Here is a 17047-nt window from a genome sequence, read left to right as displayed (position 1 = left end):
GGCCTGTAGAATAGCGGACGGAAACGAGAAGGCATGTTGCCGATCGTCTTCGCCGACGTATAGGCAACGCAGGAAAGACAGAAAGATAACAGAGGAAAACTCATGACTTTGCGTGATTCCCGTATCACGGGCGGTATTGCGCGCATGGCGGTGGCTGGGCTTGCCGCCGTCGCGCTGGCCACCCCCTTCATTGCCCCGGTTGCGGCGAACGCCGAGACGACCGGCACGACCGGCACGACCGCGGCGGCGAAGGCCGCGGCAGGCGTCGCCACGGTCGGCGGACAGTCCTACGCTACGTTGTCCGCCGCGTTGGCCGCGGCAAAGAACGGCGATACGGTGACGTTGACGGCGGATTCGTCGGAGACGGTCCGTGTGGAGAAGAAGATCACGGTGACGTCGGCGAATGGCGCGGTGTATTCGGGTACGATGTCGGTGCATGACGGCGCGACGATCACAGGGATGACGTTCTCGCTGACCGGCGCGAATGGTTCGACGACGAGCGTTGCGGTGCGTGGCGCCGGCGACGTGACCATCAAGGACAATGTGTTCGGCGTCGCCGATAACGCCGATCCGTCGCAGAGCTATAACGCCATCCATCTGTCGCAGGGTGCCGCCCGTGTGACGATTGAAAACAATACGTTCAACTTCCGTACGGTCGCAAAGAACAAGGACCGCGTGGCCGTGAACATCCAAGGCAATCCGACGATCAGCACGGTGACGGTTTCCGGCAATACGCTGAACGTCACCGGCGACAATGCCGGCAAGGGGTCCATCCTGCTGGTCGAGGCGTTCGGCAATTCCGGCGCGGGTTATGGCATCACGAATCTTGCGGTGACGGATAATACGGTCAAGGTGCCCGAGGGTCTTGGCGACAACGTGCAGGGCGTGGTCGTGCAGGGCGTGCAGGGCCTGACGTTCACCGGCAACACGTTCACCGGCATGTATCAGGCGCTGGGCAACGGTGCGCTGCCGGGCCAGACGACGACGAACGCCGACGTCACCGTGGGCGGCAATAATCTCGCCGGCACGACGCTGGGCTACAACGTCATCGTGCCGACCGGCAGCGGCCTGACGATCACGACGCCGGATACGGGCGCCGCCGACCGCACGGCCTTCCCCGCCGGCGTGAAGGATGGCGATGCCGTCGTCGCCTACCGTACGCTTTCCACCGCGATCACCGCGGCCAAGGACGGCGGCACCGTCGTACTGCTGGCGGATTCTACCGCCGGCGCCACCATTCCGGCCGGCAAGACGATCACGCTCGACCTGGCCGGTTTCACGCTGTCGAACGCCGCCGGGCATGCCATCGTCAACAACGGCACGCTGACCGTCGTCGACTCCTCCGCCGACAAGGGCGGCAAGGTGACGACGTCCGCTGACGGCAAGTCCGCCGTGTTCAACCAGGGCACGGCGACCCTTGAGGCTGGCACATTCGCCGGCGGCAAGGATGCCGAGGTCGTCGGCAACGGCGATGCCGCCACGAAGCTGACCATCACCGGCGGCACGTACGCCACGGCGCCGAAGGCCGCCTATCTGGCCAAGGGCCTTGGTCTGGTGAAGAACGAGGACGGTACGTTCGGCGTCGCCGCGGCGAAACTGACGCTGGGCAACGCGAAGGCCACATACGACGTGGCGAAGGGCGAGCTGACGGCCGATGCCGCCATGAAGCTCGTCGACCCGTCCCTGAACGTCGAGGGCTATGGCGACGCCACGCCGGATGCGACACAGCTCGCGGCCATCAATCAGGCCATCAAGGACGGCAAGACCGAGGGCGAGTTCGAGCTGACGTTCACCGCCGTCAAGGACGGCGTCGCCGACGATACGCTGAGCGAGACCGCCATCGTCACGCTGACGAAGACGGAGACCCCGGCGACGAACCCGACCGGTCCGTCCGACAATCCGACGACGACCACCACGCCCGCCGGAACCGATAACGGCAAGAAGGCCACCGCAAGCCAACTGAGCAGGACCGGCACCGCGATCGCCGGCGCCTCCGCCGCCGCGATCGCCCTGCTCGCCGCCGGCGGCATCGCCGTGGCCCTCCGCCGCCGCAGGGCGTAAGCCCCACCCCCGCCTCCCTCTGACGAGGGAGGTGTCACGCCGTCAGGCGTGACGGAGGGAGAGACCCGAACACCACAATGTCGCCGTGGGCGACTCCACCCAACGGAGTCACCCACGGCGACATTTTCTATATCGCAGTCTCTCCCTCAGTCAGCTCCGCTGACAGCTCCCTCATCAGAGGGAGCCGAGAAAACCCACCCCCTGTCATCCTGAGCGGAGCCGCTTGCGGCGAAGTCGAAGGATCTCCAATCCCCACACAGACCGCAAGATCCTTCGACTACGGGCCAAGCCCTCCGCTCAGGATGACAGAACAATCCAACTCCTTCCACCCAGGCCGGCAAATACGAATGTGAACGTTCCCGACACGCAGTCCCATAGGACTGCATGCATGAGATTTTCCCCATCTCGGAAGGCATAGGGGCCTCGTGATTGCGCTATTGTTATATAGGGGGTCATAGAATAACGGGTATACGTAAGGTATACGTACGACTATCCGGTTTCCCCTAGGAAAGTGGAAAAAGGAGAGGCATGAGAAACCATATTTCCATATCGACTTCGTGCGGCGTTCTGGCGTCGCGTCTGGCAATAGCGGGGCTGGCGGCCATCACTCTGGCAGCCCCCTTCATCACACCCATGGCGAATGCGGCGGAACCGTCGACGACGAATACGACCGTGGCGGCCGCGAGCGCGAAGGCCACTGCCGGCGCGTTCACCGCCAACGGCCAGAGCTTCGACTCGTTCAACGACGCACTCGCCGCGGCCGCGAAGGCCGACGACAAGACGGTCACCATCAACGAATCCGTCGGCGCCGATGCGCGCCTGTCTATCGCCAACACGTACGAGGGCGTCACCATCACTGCGGCCAAGGATGTCACCTTCGCGGGCTCCCTGCGCATCAACGCCTCCGGCGTGACGGTGAAGGGCGTGTCCTTCACGCTTGACCCGGCCACCAACACGAACGCGCAGAACGTTATCGTGAGCGGCAAGGCCACCGGCGTGACGATCACCGACAACACGTTCACGATTGCAGCCGGTGACCCGGCGACGGGCGCCTCGAAGAACAAGGACTGGCAGCCGAGCTCCGTGTGGCTGGAGAACGGCGCCACGAATACGTCCATCAAGGGCAACACGTTCAAGCTCGGGCAGGTCGTCAACAACTCCGCCGTGGGCGTGAACATCATCGGCAACGGCACCCTGCCGATCACGGGCACCACGATCGCGGACAACACCGTGACCAGCGGCCCGAAGTCCGGCGAGGGCACGTCCGGTTCGATGATGTTCGTGGTGGGCAACGGCAACACGCAGGCCGGCTCCTACGGCATCGTCGACACGACGATCTCCGGCAACACGGTGAAGAACGGGACCGGTCTTTCCGCCGACGCGTCCCGCACCTACGCGTTCGCCGTCACCGCCACCAAGAACACGGTCATCGACGGCAACACGGCTGAGGGTTATGCGGCCGTCTCCTACAGCGTCTGGCCGCAGCAGGGCCCGAACGACGGCCTGAAGGTCACGAGCAACGAACTTGACGCCTTCGTCGGCGTCCTGATGGGCGGCTACGTCACCGAAGGCGGCCTGACCGTCCAGAACAACACGTTCGGTGAGGAGACGAAGTACACCTACAACGGCGTTTCCACCTACGTCACCGATCAGGACGGCAAGGCGTATTCCTCCGTCGCCAAGGCCATCGAGGCCGGGGCGACCACCGTCACGCTGCTGCAGAACGTGACCGAGGACGTCATCATCCCGGCCGGCAAGACCATCACGTTGGATCTCGCGGGCCACACGCTGACCAACAAGGCCGGCCACACCATCACCAACAACGGCACGCTGACCATTAAGGACTCCTCGGCCAAGAAGACCGGCGTCGTCGACAACGTGACGCACCAGAAGGCCGCACTCAGCAACGAGGAAGGCGCCACGGCCACGCTGGAGGGCGGCACGTTCAAACGTTCCAAGGAGACCGGCACCAAGGACAACACCTACTACACGCTCCTCAACCATGGCGACATAACCATCAACGAAGGCACGACGGTCCAGCTGCTCAAGTCCGACGGCTCGCACGCCAGCTACTCGTCGCTGATCGACAACGGCTGGTACTCCGGCAAGCCGGCGAACGGGAAGAACGCCACGCTGACCATCAACGGCGGCACGTTCGAGGGCGGCAACTACATCAAGAACGACTCCTACGGCGAACTGACCATCAACGGCGGCACCGTCAAGGGCACCTCCGCAGCAGTGTTCAACTGGAACAAGACCACCATCAACGGCGGCGAGTTCTCGGCGACCACGGAGAAGGGCATCGTCATCTGGAACGGCGGCGGCAGCGTCGACAAGGACACCGACGGCGCAAACGTGGGCCAGCTCACCATCAACGGCGGCACGTTCACGGCGACCGGCGAGCAGAAGACAATCGGCCAGTACACCGGAGCGCTCACCGAGGGCCAGGACAACAAGGTCGAAGTCAAGGTCTCCGGCGGCACGTTCAAGGGTGCGCTCGCCGAGGATCTCGTCAATGCGCAGATCTCCGGCGGCACCTTCACCGTGGCCCCGAAGTCTGAGTACGTGGTGGAAGGCTCCGGCCTGGTGAAGAACGAGGACGGCACGTTCGGCGTCAAGAAGGCTGTGCTGACGCTGGGCAACGAAAAGGTCACGTACGACGTGGCGAAGGGCGAACTGACGGCCGATGCCGCCACGAAGCTCGTCAACCCGTCGGTGAATGTGGAAGGCTACACGGTGAAGCTTGACGAGGATCAGCTCGCCAAGCTGAACGAGGCCATCAAGAACGGCGAAGAAGGCGACTTCAAGCTGACGTTCACCGCCACCAAGGACGGCACGACCGACGATACGGTCAGCGCGACCGCGACCATCACCCTGACGAAGGCCGAGAAGCCGGCCCCGAACCCGGAGCCGAGCGACAAGCCTGGCACGAACCCGAGCACCAAGCCGACCACGACCACGCCGAGCAGTGGCACCACCACGAACGCGAACGGCACGACGGGCACAAGCCAGCTGAGCAAGACCGGCACCGCAATCGCCGGCATCTCCGCCGCCGCGATCGCCCTGCTCGCCATCGGCGGCATCGCCGTGGCCCTCCGCCGCCGCAGGGCGTAAGCCCCACCCCCGCCTCCCTCTGACGAGGGAGGTGTCACGCCGTCAGGCGTGACGGAGGGAGAGACCCGAACAACCAAGTGTCGCCGTGGGCGACTCCACCCAACGGAGTCACCCACGGCGACATTGTCTTTACCGCGGCCTCCCCCTCAGTCAGCTCCGCCGACAGCTCCCTCATCAGAGGGAGCCGAGAAAACCCACCCCCCTGTCATCCTGAGCGGAGCCGCTTGCGGCGAAGCCGAAGGATCTCCAATCCCCACACAGGCCACAAGATCCTTCGACTCCGGGCCAAGCCCTCCGCTCAGGATGACAAACGCGCAATCCCCGCTCAGGATGACAGAAGACAAGACGTATACCCCCAAAAAACGAAATGGCCGAACGACACATCCGTCGTTCGGCCATTTCGTTATTCCGGTGTCCCGTTACCTCACTTCAGAGACCAAGTCGAACCGGAGGCGGTATCCTCAATCGCCACGCCGGCGTTGGCGAGGGCGTCGCGGATGGCGTCGGCGCGAGCGTAGTCCTTGTTCTTCCGTGCTTCGGCGCGGGCCTCGAGCTGTTCGGCGATGAGCGTGTCGAGCACGTCATGCTCCTTGTCGCCTTCGCCGTCGGAGCCGCCGGCGGACCATTCCTCGGCGAGCGGGTCGAGGCCGAGGGTGTCGAGCATGGCGCGCACGGCGACGAGCCGGCGGCGGATGTCGGCGCGGGCGGCGGCGGTGTCGGCGGCGTCCTCGAGCTTGGAAAGCAGCGTGTTGCCGGCGCGTACGGCGCTGAACACGGCGGCGACGGCCCCGGCCACATTGATGTCGTCGTTCATGGCATTGACGAAGTCCTCGGGCAGTCCGTCCACGCCGACGCCCTGGATCTCGTCACGCGACGGCTGCTCGCCGATGGCGCCGGCCGCACGTTCGATGAAGTTGGCGACGCGGTCGTAGGCGGCTTGCGCCTCGTTCAGCGTCTGGTCGCCCCATTCGAGCATGGAGCGGTACTGCACGGAGGCGAGCGCGTAACGCACCACCCAGGCGCTGTGTTCGGCGAGCACGGTGGGCACGGAGAGCCCGTTGCCGAGCGACTTGCTCATCTTCTCGCCCTTCTGGGTGACCCATGCGGAGTGCATCCAGTGGTGGGCGAATCCCCAGCCGGCGGCGCGGGACTGCGCGGTCTCGTTCTCGTGGTGGGGGAAGCGCAGGTCGAGTCCGCCGCCGTGGATGTCGAAGTCGTCGCCGAGGTAGCGGTGGCTCATGGCGGAGCATTCGAGATGCCAGCCGGGGCGGCCCACGCCGAACGGGGTCTGCCAGCGGGCGTCGAGCGGGTCGGTGTCCTTGGGGGCCTTCCACAGGGCGAAGTCGCGCGGGTCGTGCTTGTCGGGCGAGGCGTCGGCGGCGTCGACCGGGTTGTATTTGTCGGGGCCGGTCTCGTCGACGCTGGGGCCCATGCGGTCGGCGATGGCGGCGGCTTCGTCGGCGGCGGGCTTGGTGCCGGTCTCCTGATGCGTCAGCTCGCCGTAGCGGGGCCAGCTGGCCACGTCGAAGTAGACGTTGCCGCTGGGCTTGCCGTCGGGGCCGGGCACGACGTAGGCGTGGCCGTTGTCGAGGATGCGCTGGATGAGGTCGATCATGTCGAGCATGTGGCCGGTGGCGCGCGGCTCGTAGGTCGGCGGCAGCACGCCGAGTGTCTCGTATGCGGCGGTGAATTCGCGCTCGTAGATGTAGGCGCGCTCCCACCAGCGTTGGCCTGCGGCGCGGGCCTTGTCGAGGATCTTGTCGTCGATGTCGGTCACGTTGCGCACGAACGTGACCTTGTATCCCAGTCGCAGCAGCCAGCGGCGCACGACGTCGAACGCCACGGCGGCGCGGATGTGGCCGACGTGCGGCGAGCTTTGCACGGTGGCGCCGCACACGTAGATGCCCACTTCGCCGGGATGAATGGACGTGAAAGGTGCGATGCTGTGGGTGGCCGTGTCGTACAGACGCAGCTGGCTTGCCGCGGAATCGTTGAAATCAAGCGGTTTTGGGGTACTAGTCATAGTTCGAGAATATGCGTGATGTCCGACATCGGCAAGCGTTGCCTCCGGGTTGTCCGCGGCCGTGTCATACCGTTTTTCTTCAGCCGGCCATAACCTCGCGTCGCGGCCGTCTGACGCCGCTATTTACCCATCTGTTACATGGGAATATGACCAATCACGCCGGCGGTCCATCGTTCGGTGTCACAATAGAACCATGGCGAAGGCACAGGTTTTGATTTTTCAGCATGTCGATTGGGAGAAGCCCGGTCGTATTCTCGATAATCTCGACGAGATGGACGTCCCCACCCAGGTCCTGAACATCGCGAAGAAGAAGAAACCCGATTTGCCTGATTTCAATGAGGTGGCCGGCGTGGTTATCATGGGCGGTCCGATGGGGGCCACGGATTATGACAAGTATCCGGGCCTGAAGGCCGAAGGCAAGATCGCGAAGGCGGCGATCTCGGTGGGCAAGCCGGTGTTGGGCGTGTGCCTTGGCCATCAGATCATCGCGACGGCGTTGGGTGCGAAGCTGAAGTCGGGCAAGGCCCCGGAGATCGGGTTCCTGCCGATTCACCGTGTGGATCGCCATGATTACTTCTCGATGTGGTCGAAGGAGCTGACGGTGCTGCATTGGCATAACGACGTGGTGTCGCTGCCGCAGGGCGGCCAGTTGTTGGCGAAGTCGTCGTTGACGAAGAACCAGGCGTTCCGCGTGGGGTCGGCGTTGGGTATGCAGTTCCATCTTGAGGTGACGGCGCCGTTGTTCGAGGAATGGCTGGGCACGCCGGAGATGGTCGAGGGCATGAAGAAGTCGGATTTGTCCAAACTTCGAGACGATTTCGCGGAATATAATCCCCGGTTGCAGCCGTTGGCGGAGTCGGTGTTCTCCGGGTTCGCGGCGCGTTGCTCGTCGTACGCGAAATCGCTTTCTGACTGATTTGCGACACGACCCCCTTCGGGGACGCTCGTCAGCCATCTCCCAATAAGGGCGTGTTTACATCGTTGTTAGCGATGCACACCCCTCCTCCGTACCATCAATATCACGCTCGACCACACAACCCCGACATACCATCCGTCAAACGTTTGGCATGTCATGCCCATGACCCTCGTCACCGTTTTCCCAATGTTGCCCTCGTCGTTATACACCCGTAAATAGTTTTCCGTACAACGGGGGTGTACACTTACCATCTGGTTGCATACGTATAGGATGCCATCGGCGGTGAGAGACAACGCCGTAAGGGCAGATTGACGAAGGGAACCCCATGACTCGCACCACCCCCAAATACCTCAAGGCACTGTTCGTAATCGTCGCGGCCATCGCCGCCGTCATCGGATTCGCCCCGGCCGCATCCGCCGCCGGCTACGGCGCCGATATCATCGTCAACGGCAACACCGCCACCGGCACGGCTACGTTCAGCAGCAACGACATCGCCCAGTACTCCAACGCGGACGGCGTGGCCTACGCCTACGTACGCGTGGACGGCACGCTGGTCTCCGCGGTTTCGCCGCAGGGCTCCACCCGTGCCGCGGCCGCCGGCGACGACGACGCCGTCACGTTCTCGGACGGCGTCTTCCGCGCCACCGGCAAGGACGCCGAGACCGCCGCCTCCCCCGCCGCGGTGCGCACCGTGGCCAGCGTCAACGCCGACGCCTACTTCTACGCCGGCCAGGTCACCAAGGACGCCAACTCCATCACCTTCATCTTCAAGCTCACTCAGAAGGCCATCGCCCAGGGCGGCGAACTCAAGTACGACGTGTTCCTCAGCCCCGTGAAGATCGACAACGGCGGCAAGGCCCTGACCGCCGCCCAGCTTTCGCAGCTGCGCAGCTCCGGCATGTCCGGCGTGCTGTACTCCGCCTCGGCCGACCTGCCGAAGACCGGCGAGGGCGGCACCGAGGATGCGAGCGCCTCCGGCGCGACCGGTCGTTCCACGCTGAGCAGGACCGGCACCGCCATGCTGCCGTACTGCGTGGCACTGGCCGTGATCGCCTTGGCCGCCGGCTCCGTGTTCGTCGCCCGCCGCCGCATCCGGCGCTGACGACGGGCCGACGCCCGTGTATGGGCCTGCGCTCATTCGCGGCCCATACACGACTTGTCCACACGGAGGTGGGAGTGATACACTCTCACCTCCGTTTTGTATTTCGCACCATGACCTCCCGATAGAGAGGAATTCCATGCATATTCTGATGGTCTGCTCCGGTAACGTCTGCCGCTCCCCCATGGCGGAGTATATGATGCGCGACGCGTTGCGCCGGCGCGGGGTCAGCGACATCGACGGCGACGGCATCGCCGTATCCAGCGCCGGTCTGCTGCGACTGAGCCCCCGTCCGATGGACGGGACCTGCATGCGGATGCTGGCCGACGAGTCCCGCATCGACGGCTCCAACGGCGTCGATCCCGCGATGCACCTGTCCACGCCGATCTATGACACGCCGTATATGCGTTCGACCGGCACGAACATCCTCGTCCTGTGCTTCGAACGCGACCATATCGACGAGATTCTGCTGGCGAATCCGTCGCTGGTCCGGTCGACGTTCCTGATGACCGAATTCGCCGAATTGTGCACGGCGGCCAGGCGGCGCGGCGATTTCGACGCCATCGACCCCGACAGTCCGGACGATGCGGCGTCGCGGCTGCTGACGGTCATGCGCAACGCCCCGTTCCTACGCCCGGGCCTGCCGCCCGCCGCGGACGTCCCCGACCCGTTCCACCGTTCGCTCAACGACTACCGCAACGCCTACGACGCCATCCGCGAATGCATCGCCGACATCGTCAGTATCCTCCCGTAGGCCTTGTGGCGTGGGCGTGACCGGGTGCAACAACCACGTGACCGGGTGCAACAACCACGTGACCGGGTGCAACTATCACGTGACCGGGTGCGGATGCACCAAGTCACGCCAGTCACGCAATCGTTGCAATTCCAACGTTTTCGCCCTATACGTGACTCGGTGCACATGCACCCGGTCACAGAACCATGCACCCGGTCACACCACAACGTTCCCGGCCACAGCCGACCCACACCCCCATATATAATAAATTCATCGCATCCACACCCTCGTAGTAAGGGTGTGGGACGAAGACGCCGCCGGCGACAGTCCGGCCGGACGCCGCATCAACGCACCAACGCACCAACGAAACGAAAGACAGCCCGTAGGACCATTATGCCCGACACCAATCAGCCAGAGACCCGGAAACCGAAGATACGGTCGGTGAAATTCAACGTGCTGATGAATATGATTCTTACGTCATCAGCGTTCATCTTCCCGCTGATCACCGTCCCATATGTGTCTCGCGTGCTTTCCCCCACCGGCACCGGCGCTGTGGCGTTCGGGCAGAGCATCGGTGGATATTTCGCCACAATCGCACTGCTCGGCATACCGCAGTACGGCATTCGCGAATGCGCCAAGGTCCGTGACGATTCCGCAAAGCTCAGCACTCTGGTCAGGGAACTCCTGTGTATTCTGGCGGTGTCGTCCACCATTATGTACGCCACGTTCCTTGTCTGCCTGTTCACGGTGCCCCGCCTGTCGCAGGATAGACCGCTCATGCTGATCTGCAGCGCGATGATCGTATTGTCGTCGTTTGGTGTCGAATGGTTCTATCAGGCGATAGAGCAGTATGGCTATATCACCGTGCGTAACATCGCATTCAAGATCACCGGGCTGGCGCTGATGCTCGCGTTCGTCCATGACACCAACGATTACCGCATATACGCGCTTATCACCGTCATTGCCAGCTATGGCTCGAACATATTGAATCTGATTCGACTGCATCGTTTCGTTTCGTTCACGGCCGGCGGGAAGTTGAACATACGTCGCCATTTCAGACCGATGCTGTCGTTCATCGTCATCAGCATCTCGTCCGGCGTATACCTGCAGATCGACATGCTGATTCTCGGCCTGATGAGCAGTAACACGATGGTTGGCATCTATCAGCTTGCCGTGAAGATCAAGACCCTGCTGCTTACCTGCATCAATTCGCTGGGAGGCGTGCTGCTGCCTCGTCTGTCGTATTACTACGCCAATGGCAGGGAGGACAATGCGGATAATCTGTTCGGACGCTTTCTGCACTTCTCATTGATCATCAGCGTGGCCGCGAGTCTGCTCGGCATCGTATGCAGCCCCCAGCTCGTCATCATCATCGGCGGGGCACAGTTCACGGCATCGGCGATTCCACTGGCCATCGCGGTCACGGCGTTGCCTTTTGCCGCGGTCAATGCCATCCTGCAGCAGACGCTGCTGGCCGACGGCGGAGAGAAACAGGCTTCGGCAGCCACGTTCATCGGCCTCTTCATCGCATTGGCGGTCAATCTCGCATTGATTCCGGTACTCGGCGCCAACGGCGCCGCCCTTGGCAACATCTGCGCGGAAATCGGCACATTCATCGTGCGTGCATGGCTGCTCCGTTCCCGTATGCGCAGCATCATCAAGCTGTTGAACCTGCCGAAGATCCTTATGGCATCGGTGACGGGATCGGTCGTCGCGGGGCTGGTTTGGGTGTTCGCGGTCCCCCACATGGCCACGTTCCCACAGCTGGTCTGTCTGGGTCTGGGATTCTCCATCGCCTACGGGGGAACCCTGCTAATCGTCAGGGACCAGTTGGTCATGGAGGTCTGCGGCCGATTGCTTCCCCGACGTCACCGATAACCACCGATAACCACCGATAACACCGACATGATCCCATGGACAAGGAGAACAGTATGACCCTGGGCATAGTAGTGCTCAATTACCTCAATTATTCCTGCACCATCGAATGCGTGGAATCAGTGCTGCGCCAACGTGACGTCACCACGCGAATCGTGGTGGTGGACAACGGTTCGTCGAACGATTCGGCCGCCCGGCTGTCTGACTTCTGCAGCGGCATTCCCAACGTCGAATTCATCGCCAACGATGAGAATCTCGGTTTCGCACGGGGCAACAACGTCGGCATCGCCGCGTTGCGCCGCCAGGGGCTTGACCGCATTCTGGTGCTGAACAGCGATATCGTGCTCACCGACGAGACGTTGGCCGGCAAACTGGAACGTCTGGAAATCCCCGACAATGTGGGTATCGTCGGATTCCGCACCGAAAACGATGAGGGCCGCAACTCCACGCCACGTAACGTGACCGTGCGTTCGGGAGTCACCATATTCCGCGACATCTATACCACGCTGGGCGGTTTCAAGAACAAGTACATCACCAGCAAGCCAATCGTCAGCACGGTCAGAAAAGCCGTGACCCAACATGACGATTCCCCCCGCATCCTCAACCCGAACAGCGAGACACTGCACGGTGCCGCATTGCTGTTCACCGAGAACTTCTTCAAAGACTACGACGGATTCTATCCCGGTACGTTCCTGTATTACGAGGAGGACTGCCTGTCCATCCTCTGCCAGAAGACCGGGCTGAGGGAGATGTACTTCCCCGAATACAAAGTCTTGCACAAGGAGCGGGGCAGTGCCAAGATGGCGTGGAGGCAGGACGCCGAGGAGGTGCAGCATCGTCGGCAGATCGAAAGCCGGTCCATCGCGCAGAAGCTGGCGAAGATGCCGACCGAACAGGTTCGTCAGGCTTTCCGGTTCGACCGCTGAATTGACGCTGCGGCCGCGGTTCAGCCTCGCAGCCGCAGCAATCGCCCGACGACGCGCTGCACCGGACGGACGACCGCCGCATCGTAGACGAACGCGCATACGGCGCACGTCAGGAACACCGCCACCACGACCACGACGCCCATGCCGGCCCCGACGACGAACGAATCCGGCTCAGGCAGCATCGAGGTCACAGCCTGCCACAGATTCGGACGGACGTATGGGTTGTTGTGGATGAGATACACGCCGAAGACAGTGGCGCTGAGGGTCTTCCCCGTCCCCGCTCGTCTATGCGATGTCTCTCGCACGGCGGCCCGCCGTCGGTGCGGCACTCGCTTGGCCACCATCATGAATATCGTGGAGGCCACGATGATGGACAACGCCGGAATCATACCGGTCACGTATCGGGCATCCGATTTCAGCCAATCCATGACGTCGAATTCCACAGCGAGATAGTCGAACACCGCCAGGACGCCATACGCCGCCACTGCCGCCACGACGACATGCCCCCATCGCAATCGCCGGAGCATCGCGGAGTCCATGCCATAGGTCCGAATCCATCCGCCGATGAGATACCCGGTGACGGCATAGCACCAGTTGTTCCAGAACAACTGCGTCATCGACAGCAGCGCCATCACGCTGATGCCCAGCAGCAGCCTGATGAGCGTCAACGTCCTGCGACTCGACGATGTCACCACCATGTTCAGATACGGGGAAACGGCCAGCATCAGCACATAGGCGGTGATGAACCAGTATGCGCCGTTGAACACCGGCAGCAGGGTACCGTACAGGGTAACGGGCAGCCGTTCGGCAGAGAACATGGCGACCACGCCCGATGTGGGATGCACCATCAGCAGCATCGCCTGCAACAACAGGAACAGCGCGGAATACAGGAACGTCTGCACCACCGTGTCGATGATGCGGCGAGCGCGGAACGGCTTGGCCACCAGAAAATACCCGGTGATCATGAAGAACAGGCATGAGCCGACCTGACCGAGCAGCTGATCGGCGGCCATGGCAGGGCCTCCGTGCAGCCATGCCTCCGGTGATTCCAGATGCCAGCCTATGTTGGCGATGAAATGGCAGGCGACAATCAGCAGCATGGCCGCGATGCGCAGTATGTCGAACCGTGTATCGCGGCGTGTGGATGAGGTTATGGGGTACTTGCCCGAATCGTTCATCAGGGTGTGGTCTTTCGTCATCTCGCGGGTCACAGCGGATACCGTTTCACCTGATACTTGAATTCGCGCCACAACGTCTTCAGGCAGCGTTTCGCCCATGCGAGACGAAGCACCGCTCCGACCCTGAGGAATTGCGGTTCGAGCCGCGGACGCCGCTTCGGCTCACGCCCCGTGCAGTAATCATCCATGTTGGAGAACCAGGAGCTCGGTAGACGATGGTAGACATCCGGCTGTTCGCGGACGCACATGATGGGAGGGGTCTGGTCGTCGTCAATGAGACCGCAGCGGATCATGCTGACGTAGCAGGAGCGGATGTCCTGATAGAACCGTTCGGCGAAGGCGGTGTCGCACACGAACTTGCCTTGGAAATACGTATCCGTACGACGGATAATCTCGAACAACGGGTCGTCGCCGAGCTCATGAATCTGGAAGAACGTCACCGGTCCTTCAAAGGGGTAGTTCCATTCGAAGTCGTATTCCTCGGGACTGTGGGAGCTGCCGCCGTGGTCGAATCCGAAGTCGATCCATGCGAGCTTGTCCGTCTTCGCCAGCCTGGCGGCCTCCTTCATGCACCAGTATTTCAGCGAGGTCACATAGTTGTATAGCGGCTGTGCCGGTTCCGGCTTGTCGGGGAACATGCTGAACGGACGGTACGTCCTGCAGACGTTCTCCATCATCGTCAGCAGTGGACGATCGATTTCCATATAATCCGGAACGGGAACCACCGTGGTGTTGTCACGCCCGAACCGGCGTCGGATCTCCATTACCCGATCGGCATATTCGGGAATGGTATAGACGACGAGATCGTTGCGGATACGCGCCCATACTTCGAAATAATCGAAATATTTGTCGTCCGAACGGGTGAAGGTCGTCCATCCGTCCCGTCCGATGGGAAAGAATTCCGTCACCAGCGTAATGCCGTCACGCAGCGTGACGCCATTGGATACTGCGATGCCGTCGTTCATGCTCTGCCCTTTCGTGAGATGATGTCCCTGATTCGCCTCAGCCGGAATATGATGTCGCCCCGCCACAGGCTGCGCCGGTGATGCCGCAGGTCGCCGTCGCGTTTCCATCGAATCGAGGAGAAGTTATCGTTGGTGATCCGCTCCGCTTCCAGCGTCTCGAAGGAGCCGGGCAGTATCTTGAACCGTGACGAACCGATCACGCCGTCACCCAATCGCATCCGACGCCGTTGGAAGTGCATGTACATCAGCTCATCGGTCTCCAATCGTCCGAACCTGCGCCGGTATCGCGACAATCGGCCGTCGTCCCATATGTAGATGGCATGAACGGGTTTTTCGACGAGGTATGAGCCCAGACCGTCATCATAGCGGGTGATGGCGAATGTCAGGCTGCGCACGCTGGTGTTGCCGGAAAGGTCGGTCATGTATATGGGGAAGCCGTTCTCCTGATAGATACGGTTCACGTTGGTCGGCAGATAGCTTTCGTCGAACGTGAATATGGTCTCCGACTCCAGCACCCGACGATACAGGGGGTCTCCGTCCAGGGGGAGCATGAACCGGCGGTTGTTCTCCTCGGTGTTGCGGTACAACGACAGATGTCCCAGCGGGAATATCTTGTCGTACCGTTCCAGCAGTTCATCGGTGATGAAGTGCGAGAGCCGTCCGAACACCACATCGCAGTCGCAGTGCCCCCAGAACCGGTAATCGGCGAGATACCGCTCGAACAGATACCCATACATGGGTTTGAGATCGCAGAGCTTGTACGGTGTCCGCAGCTGCGGATGGAAGTCGAACGCCGACCGGACCCGCTGCTGCATATCCGCGAATGTCTCGTAATGCACGTGGACGTTCGCAGGATAGTCGTAATCCGTATGGTCGTCGGTGAAAATCAGCCAATCGAAATCCGGATTGGCTGCGCATGACCGCAGAAACACCGGGAAATATTCCGGGAAACGCCCGTAATAGGGCAGAATGAAAGCGCATGTTCTCATGATTGCCTCCCTGCATGAGCGAGATAGAATCGTTGCAATTCCCCGGCCACGTCCTGCATGTCGAATCCTGCCGCGCGAATCCGTCCGACGTATCGACGACGGTCGCGTCGATCCTCCGTCATGTCTTGCAATGTCGTGGCCCACGTCTCCGGCGCATCATTAAGCGACCGGTACGTCATCAGATCGGTGAGACGGGCCTGTTCCGTCACCGCCTCGCGTGACACCAGGCATGGCAGGCCGGAGCATTGCGCCTCGACGCAGACTATCGGCAGGCCCTCATACCGAGACGGCAGAACGAAGGCGTCCATCGCCTGATACAGGCTCTGAACGTCCGCCCGTTCCCCGAGGAAACGGATATGGCCGCCGATGCCGAGGGCCTCGATGGCATCCTCCATGTCCGAACGCAGTTCACCGTCGCCGACCAGCAGCAACAGACTATCCGGCTGGAGTGTCCTGTAATGTGCGAAAATCCGCATCAGGAACAACGGATTCTTCTGCTGACGGAATCGCCCGCAGAATCTGATGACCGTGGTGGTGTCTCCTATGCCCAGTGCGGACCGGACCGTGGTTCGTACCGAATCATCGAACGCGAACCGACGCGTGTCGATGCCGTTTTTTATCCACTGGAACGGCTTTCCTCGGAACATATAATCGGCGGCGATATCCGAACATGCGAAATAATGCGTGGGCGCATGGTCGATCTGCCTGCCCACCACCATCGAACGCATGGATTGGATCAAACGCTTCGGCAATGGGACCGAACCGGACCGGCTGGCCGCACCGGAGTTATGAGAGTGGAGAATCCTCAGTGCGATTCCCTCGTTTTGGGCGATCCGCAGCGGCAACGCATACGGAAAATTCGCATGCACATGCACACCGGCTATCTCCCGATGGTTCCGGTAGAATCGCGACAGTTCGGATCGGGATTTGTGGAACGACTCCCGCTCGGAATACATGACACGGTATACGACACCGCCCAGTTCCTTGATTTCGTCCTCGTATGCCAGAGGCCCCTCATCATGCGATTCCAGAAAATCGAACTGCACCAAGGATCTGTCGATATGACGGTAGCAGTCCATGATGAACGACTCGATGCCTCCGCGGCCGCCGAGCAGTCCCCACTGGGCGATATGTATCGGTGTTTGCTGTCGCATTGAAGCTGTCACGT

12 protein-coding genes are annotated in these 17047 nt (G+C 61.8%); 7 read left to right on the top strand and 5 right to left on the bottom strand.

The window, feature by feature from the left end:
- Positions 1 to 102: 102 nt before the first annotated feature.
- Positions 103 to 2061, top strand: a complete 1959-nt coding sequence (locus KIH77_RS01895; protein ID WP_219099403.1) for a hypothetical protein — start codon at positions 103 to 105, stop codon at positions 2059 to 2061.
- 528 nt (positions 2062 to 2589) lie between these two features.
- Entirely contained in the window at positions 2590 to 5175 is a 2586-nt protein-coding gene (locus KIH77_RS01890) for a hypothetical protein (protein ID WP_219099402.1), read from the top strand.
- Positions 5176 to 5599: 424 nt separating this feature from the next.
- Here the strand turns inward: KIH77_RS01890 and cysS are convergent, their stop codons facing one another.
- Entirely contained in the window at positions 5600 to 7198 is a 1599-nt protein-coding gene (gene cysS / locus KIH77_RS01885; protein WP_219099401.1) for a cysteine--tRNA ligase, read from the bottom strand.
- Between the two features lie 193 nt (positions 7199 to 7391).
- Between cysS and KIH77_RS01880 the strand changes: the two genes are divergently transcribed.
- From KIH77_RS01880 to KIH77_RS01860, 5 genes are all read left to right on the top strand, one after another.
- Positions 7392 to 8114 (top strand): type 1 glutamine amidotransferase, encoded by a 723-nt coding sequence (locus tag KIH77_RS01880; RefSeq protein ID WP_219099400.1) that lies wholly within the window; start codon positions 7392 to 7394, stop codon positions 8112 to 8114.
- 325 nt (positions 8115 to 8439) lie between these two features.
- Positions 8440 to 9216 carry a hypothetical protein gene (locus KIH77_RS01875; RefSeq protein WP_219099399.1) on the top strand — a complete coding sequence of 259 codons (777 nt, stop codon included), beginning with the start codon at positions 8440 to 8442 and terminating at the stop codon, positions 9214 to 9216.
- A 136-nt stretch (positions 9217 to 9352) separates the two neighbouring features.
- Positions 9353 to 9967 (top strand): arsenate reductase/protein-tyrosine-phosphatase family protein, encoded by a 615-nt coding sequence (locus KIH77_RS01870; protein WP_219099398.1) that lies wholly within the window; start codon positions 9353 to 9355, stop codon positions 9965 to 9967.
- Between the two features lie 438 nt (positions 9968 to 10405).
- Positions 10406 to 11824, top strand: a complete 1419-nt coding sequence (locus tag KIH77_RS01865) for a flippase (RefSeq protein WP_219099397.1) — start codon at positions 10406 to 10408, stop codon at positions 11822 to 11824.
- A 53-nt stretch (positions 11825 to 11877) separates the two neighbouring features.
- The gene (locus KIH77_RS01860) at positions 11878 to 12747 is read left to right on the top strand and encodes a glycosyltransferase (protein WP_219099396.1); all 870 of its coding nucleotides are present in this window, start codon (positions 11878 to 11880) and stop codon (positions 12745 to 12747) included.
- A gap of 20 nt (positions 12748 to 12767) precedes the next feature.
- Here KIH77_RS01860 and KIH77_RS01855 read toward each other — a convergent pair whose 3' ends face one another.
- The 4 genes from KIH77_RS01855 to KIH77_RS01840 are packed head-to-tail and all read right to left on the bottom strand — an operon-like array spanning position 12768 to position 17033.
- Positions 12768 to 13946, bottom strand: a complete 1179-nt coding sequence (locus tag KIH77_RS01855) for an acyltransferase family protein (protein WP_219099395.1) — start codon at positions 13944 to 13946, stop codon at positions 12768 to 12770.
- 8 nt (positions 13947 to 13954) lie between these two features.
- On the bottom strand, positions 13955 to 14890 hold the full coding sequence (locus KIH77_RS01850; protein ID WP_219099394.1) for a WlaTC/HtrL family glycosyltransferase: 936 nt from the start codon (positions 14888 to 14890) through the stop codon (positions 13955 to 13957).
- Positions 14887 to 15879 (bottom strand): DUF6625 family protein, encoded by a 993-nt coding sequence (locus KIH77_RS01845; RefSeq protein ID WP_219099393.1) that lies wholly within the window; start codon positions 15877 to 15879, stop codon positions 14887 to 14889. The genes KIH77_RS01850 and KIH77_RS01845 overlap by 4 nt, the downstream gene beginning before the upstream one ends.
- A complete protein-coding gene (locus KIH77_RS01840; protein WP_219099559.1) occupies positions 15876 to 17033 on the bottom strand; it encodes a glycosyltransferase in 1158 nt (385 codons plus the stop codon). The genes KIH77_RS01845 and KIH77_RS01840 overlap by 4 nt, the downstream gene beginning before the upstream one ends.
- Positions 17034 to 17047: the final 14 nt, after the last annotated feature.

This window comes from Bifidobacterium pluvialisilvae (assembly GCF_019331695.1).
Taxonomy (GTDB): domain Bacteria; phylum Actinomycetota; class Actinomycetes; order Actinomycetales; family Bifidobacteriaceae; genus Galliscardovia; species Galliscardovia pluvialisilvae.
The sequence above is the reverse complement of the archived record's forward strand: the minus strand, read 5'-3'. Positions and strand labels throughout refer to the sequence as shown.